Below are 3,740 nucleotides of genomic sequence, written 5' to 3' on the forward strand. Positions count from 1 at the left end.
GTGATGCCGTACACGATTGCCTCCCCGTACGGGGACGACGACCCGGTTGCCGGGGCCCCCTTCACTGCCGGCCGGGCCACCGTCGACTACCTGGGCCGCCGGCTGGTGCACGGAGCGGCCGCGGGGCCGACCGCACGGCTGGAGCTGCGGCTGCTGCTCGGCAGCGCGCTGGCGGCCCGGTCGGCGGTGGTCCGGCGGCCGTTCGCCGAGGTGCTGGCGGTGCCGGTCGCCGAGCCCGTGGCGGACGCCGTGCGGTGCGAGCTGCTGGACACCGTGCTGGCCACCGAGGGCGACCCGGAGGTGCTCACCGCCGTGGTCGAGCGGCTGGCCGGGCACTGCGCGGCCGAGCGGCCGGCCCGGGCCCGGACGGTGCTGGCCCGCGCGGCGGCCGGCCTGCCGGACGCGGACGCGCTGCTGGTGCGCTGTGCCGGCCGCTCGGCGGAGTTCGCGCTGCTGCTGGCGCAGTGGCCGGACGGCGGCTGGCCGGTCCCGCCCGGCGGGCCCCGACTGGACCGGATGCGGGAGCTGACGGCGGCCGGGCGCGACCCGCAGGACGCCGCGGCGGAGGCCGGACGCGGGCCGGAGCGGGCGGCGGAGGGGCGTGAGACCGGGCACACCCCGGGGCCCGGAAGGGGGCCCGGGGCGGCGGACGAGAACGATCGAGGGGCCGTTCGCACACCGGCCGGAGCGGCCCCGCCCCCGGTGGTGCGCGCAACCCGCCTTCCGGTGCCGAAGCAGGGGCAGGCGCATGGCACGCTATAGGGGTTCGGGTTTTGAGCGTTTGAGCGTACAGAAGGTACGCGCCGTACGGAACAAGGAGCGGTCAGGGTGCAGCGCTGGCGTGGCCTGGAGGAGATCCCCGGTGACTGGGGACGCAGCGTCGTCACCATCGGCTCGTTCGACGGTGTGCACCGCGGACACCAGCTGATCATCAACCGGGTGGTCGAGCGCGCCCGTGAACTCGGCGTCCGCTCGGTCGTCGTGACCTTCGACCCGCACCCCAGCGAGGTGGTCCGCCCCGGCAGCCACCCGCCGCTGCTCGCCCCGCAGCCGCGCCGTGCCGAGCTGATCGAGGCGCTCGGCGTGGACGCCGTGCTGGTGCTGCCGTTCACCGCGGAGTTCTCGCAGGAGTCCCCGGAGACCTTCTTCCGGCAGGTGCTGGTGGACGCGCTGCACGCGTGCCTGGTCATCGAGGGGCCGAACTTCCGCTTCGGGCACCGTGCGGCCGGCGACGTCGAGCTGCTCACCCGGCTGGGCCGGGCGGCCGACTGCGGCGTCGAGGTGGTCGACCTCCAGGTGCGCGGGACGGCCGGGGACGGCGAGCCGTTCTCGTCCACGCTGACCCGGCGGCTGGTCGCGGCCGGCGACGTCGCCGGGGCCGGCGAGGTGCTGGGCCGCCCGCACCGGGTCGAGGGCATCGTGGTGCGCGGTGCGCAGCGCGGCCGTGAGCTGGGCTACCCGACCGCCAACGTGGAGACCGTCCCGCACAGCGCGATCCCGGCGGACGGCGTCTACGCGGGCTGGCTGACGGCGGACGGCGAGCGGATGCCGGCCGCGATCTCGGTCGGCACCAACCCGACCTTCGACGGCACCGCCCGCACCGTCGAGGCCTACGCCATCGACCGGGTCGGCCTGGACCTGTACGGGCTGCACGTCGCCGTGGACTTCCTGGCCTACCTGCGCGGGATGGAGAAGTTCGACTCCATCGAGGCGCTGCTGGACCGGATGGCCGACGACGTGAAGCAGGCCCGTGAGCTGACCGACGCCGGCTGACACCGCCTGACGCGGAAGGGCCCGCCGGCCGTCTCGGAACCGAGAACGGCCGGCGGGCCCTCTTCCGTGCCTGCTACTGCTGCTGGGGCGGCTGCGGCTGCGGGTAGCCGTACCCGGCGGGCGGCTGCGTACCCGGCTGGGGCTGGGCCTGCGGGTAGCCGTACCCGGCCGGCGGCTGGGGCTGCTGCTGCCAGTCCTGCTGCGGCGGCTGCGCCCCGGGCTGCGGCTGGGCCTGCGGGTAGCCGTAGCCGGGCGGGGGCGGCGGGGCCTGCCCCGGCTGCGGGGCCCACGGCGCGCCGGGCGCCGGCTGGCCGCCCGGGTAGCCGCCCTGGCCGGGCTGCTGGGCCTGCTGCGGGTAGGGCTGCTGCTGGCCCTGCTGCGGGTAGCCCGGCTGCTGCGGGTCGTACGGCTGGCCCGGGTACGGCGCCGCGGCCTGCACGGGCTGCTGGGCCTGCTGCTGCCAGCCGGACTGCTGGGCGGCCTGCTGGGCCCGGATGATGTCCTCGCCGACCAGGGTGGCCAGGTCGAAGTACGCCTCGCGGACCTTGGGCCGCATCATGTCGAGGTTGACCTCGGCGCCGGCCGCCAGGCTCTCGTCGAAGGGCACCACGACGACGCCGCGGCAGCGGGTCTGGAAGTGCGCGACGATGTCCTCGACCTTGATCATCTTGCTGGTCTCGCGGACCCCGGAGACCACCGTGATGCTGCGCTGCACCAGGTCGGCGTAGCCGTGCGCGGACAGCCAGTCCAGCGTGGTGGAGGCCGAGGAGGCGCCGTCCACGCTGGGGGTGGAGACGATGATCAGCTGGTCGGCGAGGTCCAGCACCCCGCGCATCGCGCTGTACAGCAGGCCGGTCCCGGAGTCGGTCAGGATGATCGGGTACTGGCGGCCCAGCACGTCGATCACCTGGCGGTAGTCCGAGTCGTTGAAGGTGGTCGAGACGGCCGGGTCGACGTCGTTCGCCAGGATCTCCAGGCCCGAGTGCAGGTCCTGCGAGGTGAACTGGCGGATGTCCATGTAGCTGCGCAGGTGCGGGATGGCCGTCACCAGGTCGCGGATGGTCGCGCCGGTCTGGCGCTTGACCCGGCGGCCGAGGGTTCCGGCGTCCGGGTTGGCGTCGATCGCGATCACCTTGTCCTGGCGCTCGCTGGCCAGGGTCGCGCCGAGCGCGGTGGTGGTCGTGGTCTTGCCGACGCCGCCCTTGAGGCTGATCACCGCGATCCGGTAGCAGCTCAGCACCGGGGTGCGGATGACCTCCAGCTTGCGGGACTTCTCGGCCGCGGCGGCCTTCCCGCCGAACTGGAACCGCGGCTGCTGACGCTGCTGCTTCGGCTGGCTGCGCAGCAGCCGGTCCGAAGACAGCTCGACGGCGGCGGTGTAGCCGAGCGGCGCGCCGTGCGCGGTCTGCTGCGGGGCGGCGGCCTGCTGGAACGCGGCCGGCGCCTGGGCCTGCGGGGCCTGCTGCTGCCACGGCTGCGCGGGGCCGGGCTGCGGGGCCTGCTGGTAGGGCTGCGGCTGGGCCTGCTGAGGGTCCTGCGCGGCCGGCGGCTGCTGGTAGGCGTTCGGCTGCGGCCAGCCGGCCTGTCGCGGGTCGACCGGTGCGGCCTGCGGGCCGGGCGCCTGTGGTGCCGCGGCCTGCTGGGTCCAGGCCGGGGCCTGCGGGTCCTGCGGCTGGGCGGGCTGCGGGTACGCCTGCGGGTCCAGCGGCTGCCCGGGCTGCGGGTACGCCTGCGGGGCGTGCGGCTGGGCGGCCTGCTGCGGGTCCGCGTAGGGCTGGGGCTGCTGCGGGTCCGGGTAGGGCTGGGCGGCCTGCTGCGGGTCGGTGTAGGGCTGCGGCTGCTGCGGCTCCGGGTACGCCTGGGCCTGCTGCGGCACCGGACCGGGCTGCTGCTGCGCCGTCGGGTCGGCCGGCGGCCAGGGCTGGGCCGCGGCCTGCGGCTGCTCCGGAGCGGCCACCGGCGCGGGC

At 75.9% G+C, this 3,740-nt stretch carries 2 protein-coding genes and 1 pseudogene; 2 read left to right on the top strand and 1 reads right to left on the bottom strand.

Going from position 1 to position 3,740, the window contains the following annotated elements; genetic code table 11:
* Window positions 1–762 (top strand): annotated as a pseudogene (locus tag ABZ885_RS37365) (hypothetical protein); the annotation flags it as partial.
* 66 nt (window positions 763–828) lie between these two features.
* Window positions 829–1,773, top strand: a complete 945-nt coding sequence (locus tag ABZ885_RS37370; protein WP_360199063.1) for a bifunctional riboflavin kinase/FAD synthetase — start codon at window positions 829–831, stop codon at window positions 1,771–1,773.
* Between the two features lie 73 nt (window positions 1,774–1,846).
* Here the strand turns inward: ABZ885_RS37370 and ABZ885_RS37375 are convergent.
* Window positions 1,847–3,740 (bottom strand): AAA family ATPase (locus ABZ885_RS37375; RefSeq protein WP_360199065.1); only part of this gene is annotated, 1,894 nt, incomplete at its 5' end.

It is taken from the genome of Kitasatospora sp. NPDC047058, from assembly GCF_040643935.1.
Classification (GTDB): Bacteria; Actinomycetota; Actinomycetes; order Streptomycetales; family Streptomycetaceae; genus Kitasatospora.